The 20,204-nt window shown below is 38.5% G+C and carries 22 protein-coding genes; 7 read left to right on the top strand and 15 right to left on the bottom strand.

Going from position 1 to position 20,204, the window contains the following annotated elements:
• Positions 1-110: 110 nt before the first annotated feature.
• Positions 111-566 (bottom strand): DUF4064 domain-containing protein, encoded by a 456-nt coding sequence (locus B7E05_RS07505; protein WP_179134490.1) that lies wholly within the window; start codon positions 564-566, stop codon positions 111-113.
• A gap of 429 nt (positions 567-995) precedes the next feature.
• On the opposite strand from B7E05_RS07505, the gene B7E05_RS07500 reads away from it, so the two are divergent.
• Positions 996-1,913: a glycine betaine ABC transporter substrate-binding protein gene (locus B7E05_RS07500; RefSeq protein ID WP_080873625.1), complete on the top strand. Its 918-nt coding sequence runs from the start codon at positions 996-998 to the stop codon at positions 1,911-1,913.
• A gap of 77 nt (positions 1,914-1,990) precedes the next feature.
• Here B7E05_RS07500 and B7E05_RS07495 read toward each other — a convergent pair whose 3' ends face one another.
• The 6 genes from B7E05_RS07495 to B7E05_RS07470 form a co-directional block, all read right to left on the bottom strand.
• On the bottom strand, positions 1,991-3,478 hold the full coding sequence (locus B7E05_RS07495; RefSeq protein ID WP_080873624.1) for a sodium:solute symporter family protein: 1,488 nt from the start codon (positions 3,476-3,478) through the stop codon (positions 1,991-1,993).
• On the bottom strand, positions 3,475-3,723 hold the full coding sequence (locus tag B7E05_RS07490; protein ID WP_080873623.1) for a hypothetical protein: 249 nt from the start codon (positions 3,721-3,723) through the stop codon (positions 3,475-3,477). Before B7E05_RS07490 ends, B7E05_RS07495 begins: the two co-directional genes overlap by 4 nt.
• Before the next feature lie 368 nt (positions 3,724-4,091).
• The gene (locus B7E05_RS07485) at positions 4,092-5,003 is read right to left on the bottom strand and encodes an iron-hydroxamate ABC transporter substrate-binding protein (protein ID WP_080873622.1); all 912 of its coding nucleotides are present in this window, start codon (positions 5,001-5,003) and stop codon (positions 4,092-4,094) included.
• 35 nt (positions 5,004-5,038) lie between these two features.
• The gene (locus tag B7E05_RS07480; protein ID WP_425435108.1) at positions 5,039-6,019 is read right to left on the bottom strand and encodes a FecCD family ABC transporter permease; all 981 of its coding nucleotides are present in this window, start codon (positions 6,017-6,019) and stop codon (positions 5,039-5,041) included.
• 50 nt (positions 6,020-6,069) lie between these two features.
• Positions 6,070-7,104 (bottom strand): FecCD family ABC transporter permease, encoded by a 1,035-nt coding sequence (locus B7E05_RS07475; protein ID WP_080873620.1) that lies wholly within the window; start codon positions 7,102-7,104, stop codon positions 6,070-6,072.
• A gap of 43 nt (positions 7,105-7,147) precedes the next feature.
• Positions 7,148-8,002 (bottom strand): ABC transporter ATP-binding protein, encoded by an 855-nt coding sequence (locus tag B7E05_RS07470; RefSeq protein WP_080873619.1) that lies wholly within the window; start codon positions 8,000-8,002, stop codon positions 7,148-7,150.
• A 614-nt stretch (positions 8,003-8,616) separates the two neighbouring features.
• Between B7E05_RS07470 and B7E05_RS07460 the strand changes: the two genes are divergently transcribed.
• From B7E05_RS07460 to B7E05_RS07445, 4 genes are all read left to right on the top strand, one after another.
• Positions 8,617-9,237 (top strand): TetR/AcrR family transcriptional regulator, encoded by a 621-nt coding sequence (locus B7E05_RS07460; RefSeq protein ID WP_080873617.1) that lies wholly within the window; start codon positions 8,617-8,619, stop codon positions 9,235-9,237.
• Between the two features lie 68 nt (positions 9,238-9,305).
• Entirely contained in the window at positions 9,306-10,037 is a 732-nt protein-coding gene (locus B7E05_RS07455; protein ID WP_080873616.1) for an ABC transporter ATP-binding protein, read from the top strand.
• Positions 10,009-11,571: a hypothetical protein gene (locus B7E05_RS07450; protein ID WP_080873615.1), complete on the top strand. Its 1,563-nt coding sequence runs from the start codon at positions 10,009-10,011 to the stop codon at positions 11,569-11,571. Before B7E05_RS07455 ends, B7E05_RS07450 begins: the two co-directional genes overlap by 29 nt.
• A 12-nt stretch (positions 11,572-11,583) precedes the next feature.
• Positions 11,584-11,781 carry a DUF1648 domain-containing protein gene (locus B7E05_RS07445; protein ID WP_245833018.1) on the top strand — a complete coding sequence of 66 codons (198 nt, stop codon included), beginning with the start codon at positions 11,584-11,586 and terminating at the stop codon, positions 11,779-11,781.
• A 63-nt stretch (positions 11,782-11,844) separates the two neighbouring features.
• Here B7E05_RS07445 and B7E05_RS07440 read toward each other — a convergent pair whose 3' ends face one another.
• The 4 genes from B7E05_RS07440 to B7E05_RS07425 form a co-directional block, all read right to left on the bottom strand.
• Positions 11,845-12,780 carry a YitT family protein gene (locus tag B7E05_RS07440; protein ID WP_080873613.1) on the bottom strand — a complete coding sequence of 312 codons (936 nt, stop codon included), beginning with the start codon at positions 12,778-12,780 and terminating at the stop codon, positions 11,845-11,847.
• Between the two features lie 404 nt (positions 12,781-13,184).
• A complete protein-coding gene (locus B7E05_RS07435) occupies positions 13,185-14,183 on the bottom strand; it encodes an acrylyl-CoA reductase family protein (protein WP_080873612.1) in 999 nt (332 codons plus the stop codon).
• A 99-nt stretch (positions 14,184-14,282) separates the two neighbouring features.
• A complete protein-coding gene (locus B7E05_RS07430) occupies positions 14,283-14,708 on the bottom strand; it encodes a DnaA N-terminal domain-containing protein (RefSeq protein WP_080873611.1) in 426 nt (141 codons plus the stop codon).
• A 23-nt stretch (positions 14,709-14,731) separates the two neighbouring features.
• A complete protein-coding gene (locus B7E05_RS07425; RefSeq protein WP_080873610.1) occupies positions 14,732-15,187 on the bottom strand; it encodes an 8-oxo-dGTP diphosphatase in 456 nt (151 codons plus the stop codon).
• Between the two features lie 144 nt (positions 15,188-15,331).
• On the opposite strand from B7E05_RS07425, the gene B7E05_RS07420 reads away from it, so the two are divergent.
• Together B7E05_RS07420 and B7E05_RS07415 are read left to right on the top strand one after the other, a co-directional pair.
• Positions 15,332-15,967, top strand: a complete 636-nt coding sequence (locus tag B7E05_RS07420; RefSeq protein WP_080873609.1) for a pentapeptide repeat-containing protein — start codon at positions 15,332-15,334, stop codon at positions 15,965-15,967.
• Positions 15,968-16,062: 95 nt separating this feature from the next.
• A complete protein-coding gene (locus B7E05_RS07415) occupies positions 16,063-16,995 on the top strand; it encodes an aldo/keto reductase (RefSeq protein WP_080873608.1) in 933 nt (310 codons plus the stop codon).
• 58 nt (positions 16,996-17,053) lie between these two features.
• Here the strand turns inward: B7E05_RS07415 and B7E05_RS07410 are convergent, their stop codons facing one another.
• The 4 genes from B7E05_RS07410 to B7E05_RS07395 all read right to left on the bottom strand — a co-directional run bounded on the left by B7E05_RS07410 (position 17,054) and on the right by B7E05_RS07395 (position 20,198).
• Positions 17,054-18,235 carry an aminotransferase gene (locus B7E05_RS07410; RefSeq protein WP_080873607.1) on the bottom strand — a complete coding sequence of 394 codons (1,182 nt, stop codon included), beginning with the start codon at positions 18,233-18,235 and terminating at the stop codon, positions 17,054-17,056.
• A complete protein-coding gene (locus tag B7E05_RS07405; RefSeq protein WP_080873606.1) occupies positions 18,232-18,726 on the bottom strand; it encodes an Lrp/AsnC family transcriptional regulator in 495 nt (164 codons plus the stop codon). The genes B7E05_RS07410 and B7E05_RS07405 overlap by 4 nt, the downstream gene beginning before the upstream one ends.
• A gap of 217 nt (positions 18,727-18,943) precedes the next feature.
• Entirely contained in the window at positions 18,944-19,438 is a 495-nt protein-coding gene (locus B7E05_RS07400; protein ID WP_080873605.1) for a hypothetical protein, read from the bottom strand.
• A 133-nt stretch (positions 19,439-19,571) separates the two neighbouring features.
• Positions 19,572-20,198, bottom strand: a complete 627-nt coding sequence (locus B7E05_RS07395; protein ID WP_080873604.1) for a LysE family translocator — start codon at positions 20,196-20,198, stop codon at positions 19,572-19,574.
• Between the last annotated feature and the right edge of the window lie 6 nt (positions 20,199-20,204).

The following is a 20,204-nucleotide window of genomic DNA, read 5'->3' as shown; positions in this document are numbered from 1 at the left end:
GATATACAAAATACTCCCTTCATAATAGGAGAGAATGTTTATTGTTTCTCTGTCTACTATAAAGGGAGCATATCAGCTATTGCTATTTGCACTTCTACTATTCTATATTATTACGTTATGACATTCTGTGTTTTTTTCTGTTTCCTCAGTGCAACCACACCAGCAATAAGGTAACCCAGACTGGCGACGATTCCAATAAGTCCAAGGACCAGTGTTAAAATGACACTTATTCCTCCGAAAACAATCAGCAAAATCCCAATAAGCCGGACTTTTTTTCGTTTCGCTAAAAATATTGCTGCTGCAATCCCTAAAATGGCATAAATAATCGCAACGATTGCTACAAAGGAAACAATATTTCCAAATATTTCTATTTGTTCTTCCATCGTTACTCCCGCAAGTTCATCCCCGGCCTCTTGCAACGTTTCTTCCAGATATTCTCGAGAATCTCCGCCAGGTTCTAAATCGCCAAGTACACTATAGGAATTCATAGCCAATAGACCGTATGATAAAATAGAAATAATAATAAGTATAATACTGACATTATGATTTACTTCTCCAGATCGCAAAATCACACCCCCTACTCCATGATATTTCATCATCTTACATGATTTATTTTATTTATCTTCTACTCTATATTAAATCAAAAACAGGGGATTTGAAAAGGAATGCGTGCTTGAGGTATACAATATATTTGTTTGTACACTTTCAATAGCCATGAATTATTCCCCAGGAAATAATTCATGGCTGTAAATTCCTTATTTTCCCTTTTTCACACTTTATCCCTTTGCTATGAACGGAACAAATATATTTCATCAGAAAAAAAGCGTATTATTCCATAAATAAAAGGAATCAAGAGAATAGGCCTTCCATAACGCTAGTATAACGCAATCATGCTGTTATTTGTCTAAATAGGAAGGAATACTGTCTTTGTTATCCATTTCCTCTTACAGTATAATTTCCATTAAATGATTAAAAAGGAGAGATTAAATTACGTAATGTGGAAATCAAACAAAATTTTAGGATTATTAGCTATTTTTATGTTTATCACCGTATTAGCAGCATGCGGCAACAGTAACAGCGATAGTAATGCTGAAAGTAATGGTATCGATCTTGGAGAAGAAAATATTGCACTTGGGACAGATGACTATGTATCTAACACGGTGAATACATACACAGCAAAATTACTACTTGAAGAAATCGGTTATAATGTCCAAGTAAATCAAACAGATGTAGGTGTGCAATATACCGGCTTATCTGATGGGGCTACGGATGTCATTGTCGGTGCGTGGCTTCCCTATACACACGGAAATTATTGGGATGAGTATGAAGATGATCTAGAAAAAATAGCTACAGTAACGGAAGAAGTAGAACTCGGCTTAGCCGTCCCTGCTTACATGGAGGATATTGATTCTATTGAAGATTTAAGAGATAACAAGAATAATATTGGTGAACAGCTGGAATGGGACATTACTGGTATTAGCCCGGGAGCCGGCCAAATGAACTTAATGGAAAATGAAGTCATCCCTGGATATGACCTTAATGATTGGACATTATTGGAAAGTTCAGGTGCTGCCATGGCCGCATCTTTATCTGATGCTATCGACAAAGAAGAACCGATTGTTGTCACCTTATGGACACCGCATTGGACGTTCAATGAGTTTGATTTGAAAATCTTAGATGATCCAGAAAATGCATTTGGTGATCCCGACGATGTCTTTTCGGTATCAAGAACAGGGTTTGAGGAAGATTCACCGGCAGCTCATCAGCTGATCAGTCAATTCCATATCACTAAAGAAGATACACAAGAGATGATGTTAAGCGTACAAGAAGGAATGGATCCGGAAGATGCTGCGCAACAATTTCTGGATGAAAACCCAGATTTAAAAGAAGAATGGCTAGAAGGTTTCAATTAATAGAATAAACATAAGAAGTCGAAAGGGAGATGGATGTCTGATATCCATCTCCCTTTTGAAATGATTGTTATAAATTCTTAAGATATATCTTCCTTCAACAACGTTACTTCATTTTCCGATACCTTCCAGAAAAAACTTAAACCAATACATAAAATAAAGTTAACAGCCAAGCCCCATAATCCACTTGCGATACCTAATGGCTGTAAACCGGTCATTGCCATGACGGATGCAATAATCGTACCAACTAGCATACCCGTAAATAATGCATAACGATGAAGCTGTTTCCAGTAAAGCCCTAAGAGAAATGCCGGGGCAATTTGAATCAACAATTCAAATTTTAAAATAAATATTCGGTATAACGTTGCCGGCGGGTACCAGGCAATCAAAAGCAAAATAATAACAATCGCAACACCCGTTAATTTACCGACTAATATTTGCTTTTTATCGCTGGCATTTTTATTGATATAGCGTCCATAAATATCCTTCGAAATAACAGATGAAAATGTAAGCAATACCGAATCCGCAGTTGAAATAATAGCTGCAACAATTCCACCAAATAAAAGAACCATCGCCCAATAAAAGAACGGGTGCTGCATCGCGATATGGTTAGCCATCATTCCCACTAATTGTTCCGAATCTCCCTCGCTCAAACCGGGGAAAGCCTGAATACCGATAATGCCAATGATAAAAACAAATCCAGAAGTAACAAAAGGCATCCACGCCATCCATGATAATGATTTCTTTAATGATTTTTCACTCTTCGCAGCAAAAATCCGCTGAATAGCATGTGGATAAATAGCAGCTCCAATCATAACCAGGACCAACATACTATACCAGCTTAGAATTCCACTGCTATCCGGCACTCCTAATTTTTCCGGAGAAATGGTTGCAGCATATTCTGTTGCAGAAGGCAGACCGCCAAAGTAAACCATCGATCCAATCAGCAATATTGCTACACCAAAAAGCAGCGCAATTCCTTGCATGGTATCTGTATAAGCTACAGAACGCATTCCGCCAAGCCAGCCATAGATAATCATAATAGTAACAAAAAATACTACAGCAGCCTGGTAAGGTATCGTACCGCCTGTTAATCCACTAACCCCATGACCGATAGCAATAATCTGCTCCAATAAGAAATTTCCTAATCCATAGAGCATCAACAAAGAGGCCAGCAGTGTAACTGCTTTCGATTTAAATCGCTTATCAATATAATCTGATGGCGTAATAAATTGATGTTTCTTACTCAATGTATACAGTCTTGGTGCAAACATTAAATATCCCACAACAATTAAAATAAAGAACGTAATGGACTGCATCCAAAGAAAACCCATACGGTAGGCAGTTGGTGCATAACCAACAACTGTATTTCCACTATATTGCGTTGCAAAAAACGTAAAAAATAACACGAAAACGCTAAGGTTCCCGCCGCCTAAATAAAACTCTTTATTTGATTGATGAAGCCCTCTATTTCTCCAATATGTAATAAAACCAATAAAAAGCATCAAAAAACCATAAAAAAGCATAATAATAATACCAGAAGTTCCTGAAAATGCGAGATTATTCATTGTTCCTCTTCCTCCTCCCACATTTCTTCTTCATCACTCATGTGCCAGCAATACTTTAAAATAAGTGTCAAAACGATAGATATGACGAGAGAAACGCCTAATATAATCCAAGCCCAGTAAGGTACTCCTAAAATAAATGGTTCATAGGAACCTGTAGGTAAATACCATGGCACACTAAAAATAAGTAAAGTAATTAAAATAGCCCAAATTTTCCAATTTTTAATTGGTTCCTTTTTCTGTTTCATTTTTTCCCTCCAGCCAATCTTTCTAATTTAAATAAAAGAAACTCTTTTTTAATTAGAAAATTTCAAAGATAGTTTAAACTTAACTTTATAAAAAACGATACATTATGTCAATGTGAATCTATTATTTTTTTCGTGGTTTTTGAAAATGCCGCTTTCCGTTTCTTGTTAACGCATCCTTTTAACTGCATTCTATTCCGTATCACTATCTAAATAACTACTTATCGTCGTTTCACCTGCACATGATTCTCCTTACAGATAAGATACAATCTTTCTGTTTCCAGACTGATAAAGTGAAATTTCTATTATCTATTAAAAGGAGAAACCCCCAGAGAGATTCCTCCTTTTGATAGATCCATCGCATATTTTTCTTATTCAAGGAAACCTTCTTCAAAAATAGCAAGTAAATGCTCCAGCGTTACCGGATCACTGTAAGTAGCCTCCTCTGTATTAAATGCAATCACTTGATTGTTTTCCACCGCTGGAATAGACTGCCAAGTTTCGCTCTTCGTAAATTCATTTTCTGCTCCCATCTCACTCAGAACAATGAAATCCCCTGCATATTCTGGCAACGTCTCCAGAGATAAACTGTAATACCCGTCAGCAAGCGCATCCTCCTGCACTTTTTCCGGCATGGTCAGCTCCATAGCCTGATACAATATTTCTGTTCCGCGAGCCCAGTTATCTCCAAAGACAGAGAAGTTTTTAGAGTCTGTTTCAAATACGGAAACAGAAACATCTTCCCCATGCTCTTCTTTGATTTTGTCGCCAACTGCTTTTGCGCGTTCGCTGAAATCATCCATCCATTCCTGTGCTTCTTCCTCTTTATTGAGTAATTTACCAATCTCCAAATGCTGCTGCAGATAATCCAGCTTTCCCCAGGTATAAATAACAGTCGGCGCAATCTTTTCTAGTTCATCCAGATTTTCCATATGCGAACCGGCAATAATTAAATCCGGCTCCAATGCTAAAATACTCTCCGGATCATTTTCTGAAACGACCTCTACATCTGCCAAACCTTCTTCAAAAAGCGGACTTGCTTTTGTCCATTCGTCTACCCCTACCAAATTTCCATCAAGAGCAAAGACATTTGGGCCATTTGACAATGCGACAATCCGCTGTGGATCAGCAGGTATTTCCACTGGCCCTGTCTCTGATTCATATGTCACCGTTTCATCAGATGTTTCTTCTTCAGCATTATTTTGTTCTTCATCTGACTGATTGCTGCACCCCATGATAAGCAGGCTAAGCATACATCCTAAAAGAAATAATAGCTTTTTCATTTGTTTATCCTCTTTCTATTTTTAGTTTAAAACGTTTAATCTTTCAGTCTTGCTAATAAATATAAAAAGTAAGGAGCTCCAATTATCGCGACAATGATTCCTGCCGGCACTTCCGGCTGTTGAATGAAGCGACCGATCATATCTGCCAAGAGCAACAGGAACGCGCCTATTAATCCAGAAACAGGAATAACATACTCATGCTTATCACCAACCAGCTGCCTGGCAAGATGCGGAGCAATAAGCCCAATGAATCCGATTCCGCCGCTAACCGAAACACTTGCTGCAGCAAGTCCAACAGCAGCTACTAATAGTCCACGCCGCTCTTTTTCCAGATTTGCGCCTAATCCAACGGACGTTTCTTCCCCTAAATGAAGAATATTCAGAACCATCGCTTTAGCGTAAACAAACGGAATCAAAATAATAAGCCAGGGAAGTAATGCAAGCACAAACTGCCAATCCGAACCCCAAATGTTTCCTGCAAGCCAAGTAGCCAAAAATTGATACGTTTCCGGATTCAATCGCAGTGTTAACACAATCATTAATGCATTAATACCAGCTGCAACTGCAATCCCTGTCAATACTAACCGCATAGGTAAAATTCCTTCCGAACGCTTGTAAGACAGTATATAGATGATAAGCGCGGCCCCAGCAGCTCCAAGAAAAGCTAAAAATGGCATCAGAAAAACAGATAGTGTTGTTGTTACTGCAAAGAAAGATAAAAATAACATCACAGCTAAACCCGCTCCGGCGTTAATGCCGATAATTCCGGGATCCGCCAATGGATTCCGGACAATTCCCTGCAGCACTGCTCCTGAAATTGCAAGTCCCATTCCTACCAGCAAAGCAATAACCATACGCGGCAACCGAAAATCAAATAAAATCAGATTCTGCTGTTCCGTACCTTGTCCGAAGAAAGTTAATATGACTTCTGTCGGGGTTAAGTAAATGCTCCCTGTGTTTAAGCTGATTAAAAATATGATAATCATCAGCAGAACTAAAATAGCGCTAACCAGCATTGCCCTTTGCGCTTTTCTGAACTGGCTATGCTGGTTATTTTTTTGTATGCTCATACCATTCCCCCGCCCTTTCTTGCCAAGTATAAAAAGAAAGGCACGCCCAATAAGGCAATTAATGCACCAATTGGCATTTCATGAGGAGGACTGATGTTGCGTGCTGCCAAATCAGCCAGCACAACAAGTAAAGCACCATAGATAACAGTTCCTGGAATAATCCAGCGGTAATCCTGCCCGATAAACCAGCGGACAATATGCGGTACCATTAACCCTACAAAGCTTACGGCACCAACAACAGAAACAGCCAGTCCAGCTAAAACAACAATAATCAAGGAAGCAGCCAGCTTCACACGCCCAGTTTTTATTCCTAAACCTACTGCAACCTCTTCCCCTAAACTTAATAACGTTATCGACCGGGATACTGTCATAGCAGCAATTAATGCTAAAAGTAACCACGGGATAATTATTTGTAAATGGCTCCAGTTTGTTCCGGAAATACCACCTGCATACCAAAAAGCTAAATCCTGTCCAATTTCATAATAAAGCGCAATTCCTTCACTAAGTGCACCTAAAAGCGCACTGACTGCCGCACCAGCCAACACCAAGCGAATCGGGGTCAGCCCGTTTTTTGACAATGAACCCACTCCGTATACAATTCCTGCTCCAAGTGCAGCGCCTAAAAATGAAAATAAAATCATATATAAATAAGGCAAATGCGGGAAAAAAGCAAAACAGCAAGCTAACATAAAAACTGCTCCGGCATTTAAACCTAGTAAACCTGAATCAGCAAGCGGATTACGTGTCATTCCTTGCATTAATGCCCCTGCTACAGCAAAGCAACTGCCTACAATCGCTGCGCCGAATATACGGGGAAAACGTATTTCTCTAATAATTTGATGCTGTTGTAAATCTGAATCAAATTGGAAGATGGCCTGCCATACCGTTTGTAAGGACATATCTGCTGACCCAAATGAGACAGCCAGCACCAAAGACAATAATAAAAGGATGCTCCCAATCCCTAAAATAAACATGCCACGGACAGGGCGCACGGTTTCTTTGACTTCTTTTCGTTCTTCTAGTTTATTCATTGGATGCTAATACCTCTCGTTAATTGCTTTTACTTGTTTTATTTTAGCCAGACACCGATTGCCAACATGATTTAGACGAAGCATTCACGTTACAGCCGCCAGACGTTTTTTCTGCCTGACACAGCTGGTATGATAAACAGATTGGATTTGCACTATGTGGACATCTAGCTATATTTGCATCAATTTGAAAAACTTGCTGCAAATGATCACAGGTCATTACTTCCTCCGGTGTGCCATCAGTGACAATCTCTCCATCACGCATTGCAACCAAATAGTCGGAAAAACGGGAAGCATGATTTAAATCATGAAGAACCATAATGATCGTACGACCTTCTTCTTTATTAAGGCGATCCAATAACAATAAAATATCCAATTGATGTGCCAAGTCTAAATAAGTAGTCGGTTCATCCAACACAAGAATGTCTGTCCCTTGTGCTAATGCCATTGCAATCCAGACTCGCTGCCGCTGTCCTCCCGACAAGGCATTGATTGACCGATTCTGGAATTCTGTTAATCCTGTCACTTCCATTGCCCAGTTAATATAGTCATAATCTTCCTTTCTTAAAGAGCCCATTCCTTTTTTATACGGAAAACGTCCATAAGAAATTAATTCATATACTGTCAGTCCTCCTGGTGCTTCAGCAGTCTGAGGCAGAATCGCCATTCGTTTTGCAATCTTTTTTGTATCGACCTTATGGATTTCTTCCCCTTCTAAAAAAACAGCCCCCTGCTTCACATTTAAAATACGAGCAAGGCTTTTAATTAAAGTTGACTTCCCACAACCATTCGGACCGATAATAGTTGTAATCTTATTAGATGGAATCGAGATACTGAGATTCTTAATGATTAATTCATTGATATAGCCGACATCAATGTCGTTCACTTCAATCGCTTTCATTGATTCGCCTCCTCTCTTAATATAGATAATCTCCACACTCAATAATGATAATCATTATCATTGATAACGATTATCATTATTAATTAAAAAGATGAGGTTGTCAAGTTAATTTTTGAAAATAGAAAACGGCTGAGTTTATCTATCTTTTATTAACTTAACTTTTGCTTTTTAAAAAGTAACTTCCTTTCCATAGGGACAGGGGTTGATTGTTTCTTCCATGCGCTGTAGAATCCTATTAGAGCGCAGGCCAACCACGAAGACTCCTAAGTGGTTTGCAAGCTAAAACCGTGACTCCTGGGGTTGGGACTGCGCTTACTCGTCCCATCGAAAACATTTGTACGTCGGAAAGCGTAGTGGTTGCCCGGAGCGGAGCTATGCACCATACCCTCTTCAAAAAATACAAGGATGATTTAAAAAAAGAGCATGATAATAGCAATCACGCTCATACTGGAATAGCAAGATATATATGCTTATTTTCAGGTGCGAAAGTTGAGAGGGTAATAATAACAAAGCAATCAGCTTTACGTAACTTATTCATTAACATTTCCACGGTCAAACTTTATTGACACTTTGTCAGTCATCTGTATATAATGATTTCAAAGGAGGATAATTACATGAGAGATGTGAAATTGCCTGAAGTACGAAAAGCGGAAATCTTAGATGCTTCGATGAAACTATTTATGGAAAAAGGGTACCTGCAGACAACAACAAAGGACATCATTAACCAAGTAGGAATTTCACGCGGTCTGCTTTATTATCATTTTAAAAATAAAGCAGAAATTCTTTATATCTTAGTCGAAAAGTCTGTTAATCCGCTCATTGTCCAAATGAAAAAAATAGTCAATAATATGTCCTTACCCCCGACAGAGAAATTAAACCAATTTTTACAGACAACGATTATTCAAGAAGATACAATTACCGAAGAAAAAATCACGCTGCAAGAAACTGTACACTTAGAAGAAAATAGATATATGATGGACCGTTTTTATCATAAGTTTATTGAAAAACTTCTCCCTTTATTTACAAAAGTAATTGAAGAAGGAAAAGAGCAGAACGTTTTTCAGGTAGACTTTCCTTATGAAACCGCACATTTTTTAGTAACAGGGTATGTTTTTGTTTCGAATGATCTTAAACTTAAGAATTTAGGGTTGGCAGAAATGAACGTGTATTTACAAGCTTTCAAGGGAGTTCTAGCAAAAACGCTAGGAATAGAAGCATCCGTTCTAGATGAATAACCAATGTATATTACTTCATTGGTTATTTTCAGCACTTTAACTGACACTTTGTCAATAGGAGGGAATTTATGTTAAAAGTAAACCATGTTACCAAAAGGTATGAAGACGGAACAAAAGCTATTACGGATATCAATCTCCATATTCAAAGCGGTGATATTTACGGTTTTATTGGAAGTAATGGAGCGGGCAAATCTACGATGATTAAATCAATTGTGGGAATCCATCCTTTTAACGAGGGAGAGATATGGATAGATGGCTATTCCATCAAAACCGATCCTGTTCACTGCAAAAAAAGAATCGCATTTATCCCTGATACGCCTGACCTTTACGAGCATTTAACCGGGATGCAGTATATCAACTTTATGGCCGATATTTTCGAAATTTCTTCACCCGAGAGAAAACAATCCATTGACAAATACAGTACCATTTTTGAAATGACAAGCAAACTTCATAACAGCATTGCTTCTTACTCTCATGGCATGAAACAGCGGATTGCTATCATTGCTGCTCTCGTCCACCGACCAGCATTATTTATTCTAGATGAGCCTTTTGTCGGCTTAGATCCAACTGCTTCTTATGAGCTAAAAAGATTGATGCAAGAACATGCCCAAAATGGCGGCGCTGTATTTTTTTCAACCCATGTATTAGAAGTTGCCCAAAAACTGTGTAATAAAGTCGCCATTATTCATCAAGGAGAACTTGTTAAAAACGGATTTATGGACGAGGTTGTCGGCTCGAAAAGTTTAGAAGAAATTTTTATGGAGGTCCGCAATGAATCAAAAAATATGGATATTATTTAAAAATGACCTTACCGGCAGCATTCCATTCCATCTATTATTCCGTTCCGGCAATCAAAACAAAGGGGGGAAGATAACTGCTGCTGTGCTGCTTCTCATGGGAATTCTTTTGCTTGCCTATAATACACTGACGGCAAAAACATTGGCCGATATGAATCAAGGACATCTGATTCCTGTCTATATGCTCTCCGTTTCCAGTATCATGATGGTCTTTTTATCGCTTTTACGTGCAAACGGTACTATTTTTGGCAGCAGCGATTTTGAACAGCTTTCCGCTTACCCAGTCAGTGACAAAGAAATATTTATCAGCAAGCTGCTGCATTTATATTTCTTTCACTTGCTGATCAGTCTACCATTTAACCTGCCTGTATTACTCGTTTGGGCACCAAACACTGCGGCGTCACCTGTCTTCATGATACTGTTTTGTATCACAGCGCTGGTGACACCGGTTATTCCAATTTGTATCGGTGTTATTTTGGGAAGTTTTGTTTACCATCTGGCTGCTTATTTCCGGCAAATGAATCTGATGGCTGTCTTTTTATCTCTTATTCTACTAGGGATATTCAGCTATTCGACGATACAGGCGTCAAGCCGGGCAGAAGGTATGCAAGAAATAGGGACTGCTTTGTACAGCCAAATGACAAGCATGTATTTACCATCCGTATTATGGCAATTTGACAGTGCAGCATCCAGTTTTCCTATTCTGATTTTTCTTTTCATCAGCTGTTTATTCCTTGTTCTGCTTATTTATACCGGTAGTAAGTATTATCGAAAGCTAAACTTACGGCTGCTTGCCTCCACAGTAAAAAATAATGCAAAACAGCGGATTATTAAACAACGGAGCATTTTCTTCGCTTTATGGAAAAAAGAAATAGCTACTTTATTCAGTTCCTATAACTACTTGTTGAATTCGATACTTGGTACAGTGCTGTTAATCTTTCTTAGTGTCGCATTGCTTCTATTTGGACCGGAAAAGTTGACAGATGTTGTCCCGCTGCCTATTTCAATGGAGACAATAACGAATGTATTTCCCATGTTTATTGCAGCCATGCTTCTAATAAGCAACCCAGCAACTGCTGCCCTGTCCATGGAAGGCAATAAGCTCTGGATTTTAAAAACATTGCCTATTGAACAAAAAAGAATCGTTCAAGCTAAGTTAGCCTGTACTTTTTCTCTGCATTGTTTTGGTTTTTCCATTAGTATGATTGCTTATGTAATCAGACTTTCTCCAAATTGGGAACAGCTGGTGTGGGCTATCGTCATTCCAGTAAGCTATTCCGCTTTCATCACTACATTCGGTTTAATGCTGAATTTTTTCTATCCACATTTTAGTTGGAAAAATGATATGTATATTGTTAAACAAAGCCCGTCTGTTTTCATTGCAGCTCTTACTGGGATGGCAATCGTATTTGTGCCGCTAGCACTTATTTTCTTTCAGGTTATTCCATTATTTTTGATCTATATGGCACTTTCTGTTCTATTAATTGGTTTAGCTGTGATTTTTTATCAGCGAACCTGCACGATAAAATTTTTATAAAGGAGAATGATGATGAAAAAGGATATCACGGTACTCTTCATTATGTTGGTGATGTTGTTTGTTGTTATTTTGTTCTTGCCTGCCTCTATTCCGATTCATTTTAATTGGCGCGGAGAAGCGGATATTGTCGTCCATAAATATGTTCTTTTGCTTGGCGTTATTATTCCATATTCTGTTTACTGGCAATTCTTTAGAGAAAAAAGAGAGTAGTTCATGTCTTTATACGAAAAAGGCCTTTTCCTCATCTTCTAAGGAAAAGACCTTTTCGTATATTCATGCTTTCTCGTTAGCAGTATTATGATCAGGAGATGTAAAACTCTCTTCATTCGCCTGCTTTTTATAATAGCGGCGTTCCAATTTCTTGCTTCGGAATGTTTTCTGTCCCGGATGGTGCGCTTCTGCAAAGCTGCCTCCGGTAACGTCCTTCACCGTATGCACAACCGTAAATGCATTTTCATCAATACTGCTTACCAGCTTTTTCAGATAGAAAAGCCGTTGTTTCGGGATAGCCACATAAATTAGATTTTCTTCGACACCTTCTGAGTTTTTCTCTGCTTTTAAAACAGTCGTATGTGTCCCCAAACTGGTTTGCAGCGCATGCTCGACTTCTTTGGTTTTATTAGAAAAAATATGCACGACTCTTTTTGCTTCAAAACCTTCTAATACATAGTCCGTTACCCGCTTTCCAATAAACAGCGCAAGGACTGTATACATCGTGTACACCGGACCAATGATAAAAACACCGGCAACAACGACAGAAGCATCCAACACAAAGTTGGTTCCTGTTAATTCCCAGCCAAATTTATAGTTTAACATCCGAGCAATCGTTGATGTTCCCCCTGTTGTACTTCCTGAACGGAAAATTAACCCAAAACCAACGCCAGTAAATACACCAGCAAAAACAGCAGCTAAAAGCGGATCCGGGATACCGCTCGCTAAATCTTCTAAGAGGTATATAAAAAAAGAAAATAACGGTATAGTCACGACAGATTTGATAATCATATCTTTAGGTAAATAACGATAACCTACAAGAAGAGTAATTGCATTCAGAATAAACGTAGTTAATGCCGGGGATATATCAGTTTGATGATAAATAAGCAATGATAATCCTGGCACACCACCTTCCGCTAAGGAATTCGGCATGGCAAAAATCGCCACAGAAGCGGCAAAGAAAAAGGTGCCGGCAATTAAAAATACATAGTTCTTCATACAATATTCCTCCTATTTATATTTAGTTGTGTGAAATTAATATTACACAGTTCTATTATTTTTATCCTCTAGAAAAGGAATAATATCCCAAAAAAGCAGCTGTTTCATTAAAGTGGTTACACCAGCCAAACAAATGAACCACCCGAAAAAATCTTTTCCTAAACGAATTAGGAAAAGATTTTAGAAACAACGATGTACAAGAATGTTCCATTAATGATAAACATTCACAGCAGCATCGTTTTTTGCTTGAGGATTATTTATCTTATACTGGTTACTTTACCGTACTCAACACTTATTTTCAACAGGCAAATGCATTTATTTCATTTCCAGAACTTATTGAGCACAATGTTTACATAAATAAAGGAGAACGCTATTTTCTGCGCTCTCCTTCTATATGGGGATTATTATTTTTCTACATTCACCAGCATTCTGCCCAGATGATCGCTTTCTAATACGGATGGCAGAAGTTCCGGTAATGCATCCAGCCCAACTTCCTTATACACTAAGTCTTCCAGGTTATCTAATTTTAAATCTGTTGCTAAACGTTCCCAGATATACTTCCGCTCTTCCATCGGACAATAGACCGAATCAATTCCAAGCAGGGAAACACCGCGTAAAATAAACGGAAAAACAGATGACGGCAAATTGACACCAGCTGCCATGCCGCTGACCGCAACACTGCCGCGATATTGGATTTGTGCCAATAAAGATGCTAACGGCTCCCCGCCTGCTGCATCAACGGCTCCTGCCCATTTCTGCTTATCCATCTTTTTTACTTTTCCATCATAGACTTCATTTCTGTCAATCACTTCCGCTGCGCCTAATTGTTGCAGATAAGCAGCTTCATCCGTTTTTCCTGTACTAGCTATTGTCTGATATCCTTTCTTTGTTAAAAGGGAAATAGCAATACTTCCAACACCACCTGTTGCCCCAGTGACAAGCACAGGACCATTTTCCGGCTTCAGTCCATTTTCTTCTAATCGCTGGACAGATAAAGCAGCTGTAAAACCGGCTGTTCCCAATATCATGCTTTCTTTTAAGGTCAAACCTTCTGGAAGAGGCACAATCCATTCTGCCGGAACACGTGCATATTCACTGTAGCCGCCATAATGGGAAACGCCTAATTCATAACTGGTAACGATAACCTTATCGCCCGCTTGATAACGATGATCTTTTGAATTAATCACTTCCCCGGCTAAATCGATTCCCGGAATAAACGGATAACCCTTCACAATATTTCCATTTGGATGAGCAGCAAGGCCATCTTTATAGTTGATACCGCTGTATTTCACATCAATTAGAACTTCACCCTCAGGCAGATCGGATGGTTCGATTTCTTTTACATGCAAATTCAAGTTTTCATTTTCTTTTTCTATGACGAGTGCTTTAAATGTGTTTGCCATCATATGACCTCCATCTATATTTTCTAATTGATTATTCCCTGGTTTTAGGTGTTTCAATCCTGTATTGATTCTTTTTTTAGCTCACCCCATTGGAAAATACTATTTCATCTGTTCCTCCAGCTCCCTTATTTTTTCTTCCAGCATTGTTGCTCTTTCATCCAGGCGTTTTACATCAATCAATTGCTGTACTTTTTCCTCCAGACGGTCTATCTTTGTTTCCAGCCTGCTGATGCTATCCGTTTCATATGAAAATGATTGCAAACGAGTATCGGAAAAAATAGAATCAGCATCTTTTTCCGATACTGCAAAGCAGATAATGTAATCTTCCCCTGTTACTTCTTTTACAGCATCCCCAATCCATTCACTATATTGGTCCTCGAGCCAATCAGCTGTAAATGTATTCGCTGCAAATACAGTTAATTCGTCTTCATTCCATTCTACTGTCGTATTTTTCAACCATGTATCAAAACTTGGTTTAGATAACTGCCAGCTTAGTTTTTCCAATACTTTTTGCCATATATCCATGAAGTCTTCCTCCCTCTATATCATTAAAATAAGATAACTTCTCTCTTTTCACCTTGCTGTTCATAATAGAACTCTGACATTTTTTCATCAACAAATACCTTATACATCTTCATAAAATCAGGCGCTAATGGATAATCCGGCAATGTATCCTTTGCAATCCAAAATACCTCTCCTTCATCCGAACTCTTTAATTCTCCGGAAAACAATTTTGTTTTATACAGCAATACAACATACCTTTCATCTTGGTTCGTCTGGAATTGCTTCGTTCCGCACAGTACAGGCTGTTTGATATGTAAGCCTGTCTCTTCTGCTACTTCCCGGACTACTGCATCATGGAATGATTCTCCTTTTTCAATATGGCCTCCAGGGAAAGTGATTCCCGCCCAGTTTTTATTTTGTCTATCTTGTACTAGAATCTGCCCCTGTTCATTTTCAACCATACACATATTGGTGAAAATGGCGGCTTCCGAACGCCCCATTGCTGGCTCCTCCTTGTTTCATCTATATTTTCTTACTATCTAGTATACCATTCTATCAAAATCGTAACAGGATAATATGTTATGATGGAAAAAATACAACACTAGAACAATAAGATAGAGAATCTACGGAAAGAAGGTATAGATATGAAAATTGACATTCCAAAAATTTCTCCCGCATTAACAGAGAAAAGATTTACCGATATTTTTTACGAAGAGGATCCGTTACTGGAAATGTGCGAAATCACCGGGACAGAGTTTACCAATGAAGTGGTAGAGCGTGTACGGATTTACGATGCGGTTATTAAAAATTGCCAATTTAATCAGACAGACTTTGAAAATATAGAGCTGACAGATGTCCGCTTTGAAAATTGTGACTTATCCAATGTGAATTTAACGAAGTCCTCTATCCACCGCGTGGAGTTTATTCATTGCAAATTAGTCGGTTGTGAATTTCCGGAATCATCTATCGGCAATGTCCGGTTTGATGATTCTACATTAAATCTGGCTGCTTTCGGAAATGCAAAGTTAGAAAAGGTCATATTTAACGAATCGATATTAACCAATGTCGATTTCTATCATTGTAAGTTCAAAAAAATTGAATTCCTTCGTTGCGACTTAAATGAAGCAAACTTTGAACAGACTAGTCTGAAAGGGATTGATATCAGCTCTTCCAGTTTTGAAACGTTAACTGTTTCTTTAGAAAGCTTAAAAGGCTGTAAAGTTTCCTCTTATCAAGCCATTCAGTTTGCTTCTTTGATTGGATTGGTCATTAAAGATTAAAAAGAAAATCAAGCTTATTTGTTATTTCATGTTTAATCATCCTATTTTGTGGTATATTCATAATAGACTAATTCAATCGGAAAAGAGGTTTTAAAATGGTTAAACATGTAAATTTAGGTAAATCAGATGTCTCCGTACATCCTGTCGGCTTAGGAACCAATGCGGTAGGAGGCCATAATATTTATCCGGATATGCTGGATGAAGAACAAGGAAAAGACGTTGTCCGCACAGCGCTCGATAATGGCATTAACATGCTGGATACAGCATTTATTTATGGACCGGAGCGCTCGGAAGAACTCGTTGGGGAAGTTATGCAGGAATATAAACGTGATGATATCGTGCTGGCAACGAAAGCAGCTCACAAATTTGTCGGAAACGATACAGTCATGGATAATTCACCAACATTTTTAAAACAATCCGTAGACGATGCTTTAAAACGTACGCAGACGGATTATATTGATTTATTTTATATCCATTTCCCCGATGAAGACACACCAAAAGCAGAAGCAGTCGGTGCTCTAAAAGAATTGAAAGATCAAGGAAAAATCCGTTCCATCGGTGTTTCCAACTTTACACCTGAGCAATTGAAGGAAGCAAACCAAGATGGTTATGTAGACGTACTGCAAGCAGAGTACAATTTATTAAATCGTGCACCGGAAAAGGACTACTTCCCTTACACAGCGGCAAATAACATTACATTTATTCCTTATTTCCCACTGGAGTCCGGTTTATTAGCTGGTAAATATGATAAGAACACCACTTTTTCTGATTTACGGGCAGAAAAACCAAATTTCCAAGGGCAGCAGTTCCTGGATAATCTGGAAAAAGTAGATCAGGTCAAAAAAATCGCTGATAAATATGGCGAAGAGGTCGCTCATATTGTGCTGACTTGGTATTTTTCTCAACCATCCGTTGATGTGATTATTCCTGGCGCAAAACGGCCGGAACAAGTACTAAGCAACCAAAAAGCAGCAGAGATTTCATTATCTGAAGAAGATATTCAAAAAATCAGCGATATCTTTGCTTAATCATTTACAGACAAAAACCGCCTATTGTTTGCCATTCAAACAATAGGCGGTTTTTTGGTTACAGGTATTTGTTGACAAAACGATTCATCCGTTTCGTTGCTTCCTGCAGATTTTCCATCGAAGTCGCATAGGAACAACGGATATGCCCCTCTCCGCCAGCACCAAAGATATCTCCCGGCACCACAGCAACATGCTCTTCATATAATAGTTTTTCCGCAAATTCTTCCGATGTCAATCCAGTAGCTTTAATAGATGGAAATGCATAAAATGCACCTCCAGGCATATGGCATTCCAGTCCCATCTCTGCAAAAGACTCTACAAAAAATCCGCGTCTCTGCTTATAGGACTGCTTCATTCTTTCTACATCGTCCATTCCGCTCTGCAAAGCTTCAAGTGCTCCGTACTGCGCCATGGTCGGTGCACACATTAAACTGTACTGATGCAGCTTCAGCATGGCCGCCAATAAATCAGGCGGTGCCATCACAAAGCCTAGGCGCCAACCTGTCATCGCAAAAGCCTTGGAGAATCCGGAAATTAAAATCGTTCTTTCCTTCATCCCAGCAAGCGCCGCAAAGCTGACATGCTTATGGTCATAGCTTAACTCTGCATAAATCTCATCAGAAAAGACCATCAAATCATGTTCTTCCGCCAGCATTGCAATTTCCTGCAGGTCTTCTTTTAACATCACAGCGCCGGTAGGATTATTCGGAAAACTGATCATTAACGCTTTCGTTTTTTCAGTAATTGCAGCCCGAATTTGTGCGGCTGATACTTTAAAATCATCTTCTATCTTTGTTCCGACCGAAACTGGTACCCCACCTGCCATGGATACGAGCGGCGCATAAGAAACAAAGCCAGGTTCGACAATAATCACTTCATCACCCGGGTCCAAAATAGCACGGCAGCCAATATCAATTGCTTCACTTGCTCCAACCGTTACAAGCACTTCTGATTCCGGATCATAATCCACATCAAAGCGCTGTCCCATATATTTGGTGATTTCTTGTCTTAATTCGAGTACACCTGCATTCGCTGAATAAGCCGTAAAGCCTCTTTCCATCGACGAAATACTGGCCTCACGAATATTCCATGGAGTTGTGAAATCAGGCTCTCCAACTCCTAAGGAAATAATATTATCCATGGAAGAAGCAAGATCGAAAAATCGCCGTATACCGGATGGCTTAATATCCTGTATACGTGACGATAAGCGGTTTTTGGCTTTTACACTGACTTGGCTCATGGTGTCACCACAATTCTGCGATCTTCTTCGCCTTCTTCAAAAATAATCCCGTCATGCTTATACTTCTTTAATTGAAAATGAGTTGTCGTTGAAATCACGGAATCGATGGACGAGAGTTTTCCCGAAACAAAACGGGCAATTTCTTGCATCGTCTTTCCTTCAATTACCACCTGAAGGTCATAAGCACCGGACATGAGATACAATGCCTGTACCTCAGGAAAACGGTAAATCCGCTCAGCGACTTCATCAAACCCGACACCACGTTTGGGTGTTACCTTGACATCAATCATCGCTGTTACTTGCTCAGCCTGTGGCACTTTGCTCCAATCAACAACTGTCGAATAATTTAAGATAACTTTCATTTTCTCTAATTTTTTTACAATCGTATGAATTTCTTCTTCGCTAATATTTGTCATTTTCGCTAATGTATTGTAATCAATTCGCGCATCTTCTTCTATAATTCTCAAAATTTCTAATTCTTTTTCTGTCATTATCCTTTGACTCCTTTACCATTTCTATCCAAAATCCAATTTCGTATTTGGATTATATTACATCATAACATATTCGACAAGATAAATTCATTTCTGTCCCCAAATATTTTAAATTTGAATTTGAAAATCACACAAACTCCCGGATGAAAAAGAGCAGCTGGTTCGCCGTGTATATTATACTGCTCTCGACATGAATCAAATCAAAGAAAAGCAGAATTTATCCCTCTTTTTTTCGTAAAAGCGACAAAATACGATACCCATCCGATTGCATACCGCTATATGCCCCCATCCAACCGGGATAGATAACGGGGATAATCGTAGATATAAACTGAAGAAGATTCATCCAAAACATACCTGTTATTAAGAAATGAATATATCCATTAAAAACATGATAGTGGAAAAAGAAGAATAGAATCATAGTAAAAATAGCTGTTATTAACGGGCCTCCTAACGAAATCAACACACTTTGAAATGTTTTAATGTCTTTGAGATTCCTTCTGTAACAAATACCGGCTATTCCCCACACAATATGATAATGTATTCTTCCCAGCCGAAAATTCTCTTTATTGGTATCTTTAAAATCACCCAAATAAACCTTTGCCACACCATTTTTAGCAGAACAAACGATTGCCAGGGCATGACCTGTTTCATGAATAAGTACAGTAAGTGGAAAACCGATGATATACAATAACAACAACATGAATATATTCATTACATCACTTCCCTATTTTACGGTAATGGTATAATACTCTATTACCTTTTACCATACAATAGGTGCATAGACAATATGGTATATATCAACTTATAAAAGCTTAACAGTTAAAAATCATAGATTCTCCCCCTTTTCACAAGACCATCTTTACTCCAAATCCCATCAGCAGCACGCCAACACATTTTTTAAAAACTTTTAGAAATACAGGTTTCTTCAGCCATTTCTTGACAGCATCCAAAAAATAAACCAGTATAAAAAACCACCCTGCGGCAATCAAGGTTAGCATGCACCCAAGAATAATTAACTGCTGATTCGTATTTCCGCTCAAATCAATAAATTGCGGGATAAAGGTGATATATACCAAAACAGTTTTAGGATTCAATATATTACTGATTGCGCCTTGTAAAAAAGCATCTTTATAGTGAGATTTCATTCCTTTATGATTTATAGTATCTTCCGACATCATATCTACTGAAAAAATATCTTTTGTAAAAAAGGCTTTAACACCTAAATAAAACAGATATGCAGCTCCTAAATATTTAATCATATGAAATAAGAAAACAGACTGAGCAATCACAACAGACAAACCAAGTACAGCAATCAGGGTCCAGAAAATCAGACCTGCTGCTATACCAAGTATGGTGTAAAAACCAGCTTTCATACCGTGACCAAATGTATGTTTCATCACCAATATGGTATCCGTCCCTGGAAGCATGGACATCATTAATGCCATCAATATATATGCAAATAAATTTTCCATCCTATT

Origin of the sequence: Oceanobacillus timonensis, from assembly GCF_900166635.1 — a bacterium.
Taxonomy (GTDB): domain Bacteria; phylum Bacillota; class Bacilli; order Bacillales; family Amphibacillaceae; genus Oceanobacillus; species Oceanobacillus timonensis.
This window is presented reverse-complemented; position numbering and strand designations above follow the sequence as displayed.

Excerpts from the sequence above, each read along its gene's own strand:
- B7E05_RS07500 (WP_080873625.1), top strand. The coding sequence starts at position 996 with ATGTGGAAATCAAACAAAATTTTAGGATTATTAGCTATTTTTATGTTT.
- B7E05_RS07495 (WP_080873624.1), bottom strand. The coding sequence starts at position 3,478 with ATGAATAATCTCGCATTTTCAGGAACTTCTGGTATTATTATTATGCTT.
- B7E05_RS07490 (WP_080873623.1), bottom strand. The coding sequence starts at position 3,723 with ATGAAACAGAAAAAGGAACCAATTAAAAATTGGAAAATTTGGGCTATT.
- B7E05_RS07485 (WP_080873622.1), bottom strand. The coding sequence starts at position 5,003 with ATGAAAAAGCTATTATTTCTTTTAGGATGTATGCTTAGCCTGCTTATC.
- B7E05_RS07480 (WP_425435108.1), bottom strand. The coding sequence starts at position 6,019 with ATGCTGGTTAGCGCTATTTTAGTTCTGCTGATGATTATCATATTTTTA.
- B7E05_RS07475 (WP_080873620.1), bottom strand. The coding sequence starts at position 7,104 with ATGAATAAACTAGAAGAACGAAAAGAAGTCAAAGAAACCGTGCGCCCT.
- B7E05_RS07470 (WP_080873619.1), bottom strand. The coding sequence starts at position 8,002 with ATGAAAGCGATTGAAGTGAACGACATTGATGTCGGCTATATCAATGAA.
- B7E05_RS07460 (WP_080873617.1), top strand. The coding sequence starts at position 8,617 with ATGAGAGATGTGAAATTGCCTGAAGTACGAAAAGCGGAAATCTTAGAT.
- B7E05_RS07455 (WP_080873616.1), top strand. The coding sequence starts at position 9,306 with ATGTTAAAAGTAAACCATGTTACCAAAAGGTATGAAGACGGAACAAAA.
- B7E05_RS07450 (WP_080873615.1), top strand. The coding sequence starts at position 10,009 with ATGAATCAAAAAATATGGATATTATTTAAAAATGACCTTACCGGCAGC.
- B7E05_RS07445 (WP_245833018.1), top strand. The coding sequence starts at position 11,584 with ATGAAAAAGGATATCACGGTACTCTTCATTATGTTGGTGATGTTGTTT.
- B7E05_RS07440 (WP_080873613.1), bottom strand. The coding sequence starts at position 12,780 with ATGAAGAACTATGTATTTTTAATTGCCGGCACCTTTTTCTTTGCCGCT.
- B7E05_RS07435 (WP_080873612.1), bottom strand. The coding sequence starts at position 14,183 with ATGGCAAACACATTTAAAGCACTCGTCATAGAAAAAGAAAATGAAAAC.
- B7E05_RS07430 (WP_080873611.1), bottom strand. The coding sequence starts at position 14,708 with ATGGATATATGGCAAAAAGTATTGGAAAAACTAAGCTGGCAGTTATCT.
- B7E05_RS07425 (WP_080873610.1), bottom strand. The coding sequence starts at position 15,187 with ATGGGGCGTTCGGAAGCCGCCATTTTCACCAATATGTGTATGGTTGAA.
- B7E05_RS07420 (WP_080873609.1), top strand. The coding sequence starts at position 15,332 with ATGAAAATTGACATTCCAAAAATTTCTCCCGCATTAACAGAGAAAAGA.
- B7E05_RS07415 (WP_080873608.1), top strand. The coding sequence starts at position 16,063 with ATGGTTAAACATGTAAATTTAGGTAAATCAGATGTCTCCGTACATCCT.
- B7E05_RS07410 (WP_080873607.1), bottom strand. The coding sequence starts at position 18,235 with ATGAGCCAAGTCAGTGTAAAAGCCAAAAACCGCTTATCGTCACGTATA.
- B7E05_RS07405 (WP_080873606.1), bottom strand. The coding sequence starts at position 18,726 with ATGACAGAAAAAGAATTAGAAATTTTGAGAATTATAGAAGAAGATGCG.
- B7E05_RS07400 (WP_080873605.1), bottom strand. The coding sequence starts at position 19,438 with ATGAATATATTCATGTTGTTGTTATTGTATATCATCGGTTTTCCACTT.
- B7E05_RS07395 (WP_080873604.1), bottom strand. The coding sequence starts at position 20,198 with ATGGAAAATTTATTTGCATATATATTGATGGCATTAATGATGTCCATG.